At 57.7% G+C, this 1,037-nt stretch carries 2 protein-coding genes; one reads left to right on the top strand and one right to left on the bottom strand.

Annotated elements, in window-relative coordinates; all coding sequences use genetic code 11:
* Nucleotides 1–280 (bottom strand): hypothetical protein (locus VZ95_RS19550; RefSeq protein WP_045777353.1); only part of this gene is annotated, 280 nt, incomplete at its 3' end.
* Between the two features lie 555 nt (nucleotides 281–835).
* On the opposite strand from VZ95_RS19550, the gene VZ95_RS19545 reads away from it, so the two are divergent.
* The coding region (locus tag VZ95_RS19545) for a hypothetical protein (RefSeq protein WP_156995438.1) at nucleotides 836–1,037 on the top strand (202 nt) is incomplete at its 3' end.

Genomic DNA, 1,037 nt, shown 5'->3' with positions numbered 1-1,037 from the left:
CCGCGAGCGCGGGAATGGGCAGCAGGCCGCGCAGCTCCGGCGGCAGGCGCGCGGCGATTTCCATTAGCAGCCCGGTTTCGCGTGCCAGCGGGGCCGAGGCCGTTCGGGCGAGGCGCAGCACCCAGGCGCGATTGAGCCGGACGGCGCGCACGCTGGTTCCATCCTCATTGCCATCGCCGTGGGTAATCGGTCCGATATGCTCGACAATCCGGGCATGATCGTCGGGTGTGAGTAGCGCGACGGCATCGGCCAGCGGCGCGGAGAGGGGGGTGAAAACCATAGCCTAGCCTGCGGTGCTCGGAGGCGGGAGGCAAGGGCGAACCGAAACGGTTGGATGCGCACGCGATTATTGCCGCAATTCCATGCGAGTTCTGCTGCAAGCAAAGGCAGATCGCTTAAATAATAACCAGCACTTTGGAAACAGGCAAAAAAAAGGGCAAGATCAACATTTTGATCTTGCCATGCTGCAATGCAGAAGATATCTTATTTGTACGACAACAGCTTATGCTGCTTGTCTCCGCCTAGTGGCGATTCCTCCCTAAACTCGGGCTGCGCGGCCTTTTGTCGCGCAGTCTTTTTATTTGTTGGAGGGAGTATAGGCATGCGCCCCTGCCTCTGTCACCCATTTTTTCGCCAAAATCTGCTTCTTCCTTAATCGGAGGTAAAATTTCGGTTTTTTTCTGGATTCCCTCTCAAAAAAGCGAAGTGAACCAATTGGTTACAAACGGCGCAGGCGGGAAGATTTTGCCGTCTGTGGTTCTGAAAAAGAATCTGTTAGGCTGCGAAAATGGTTCATTGGGCAAAAAATAGGCGCGGATATGCGCTCGCGGCACTCATGCTTTCCGGCCTCGGTTTTGCGGGGGGCAGGGGCGTTTTCATCTCCCAGGCCGAGGCGCAGGCTCCCCGGTTTCAAATGAATATCGGCGGCGGCGCGCTGTTGGGCGCACCCGATCCTGAAATTTGTCGGCAGGCGATGGTGACGCTCGCGCCATCGGAATCGCCGAATTATCAGCCGGGGGTCACGGCGTCGGGCGGAT

This window comes from Elstera litoralis, from assembly GCF_000963705.1.
Taxonomy (GTDB): domain Bacteria; phylum Pseudomonadota; class Alphaproteobacteria; order Elsterales; family Elsteraceae; genus Elstera; species Elstera litoralis.
Note: the sequence above shows the minus strand (reverse complement) of the source record. Positions and strands in the feature narration are given on the sequence as shown.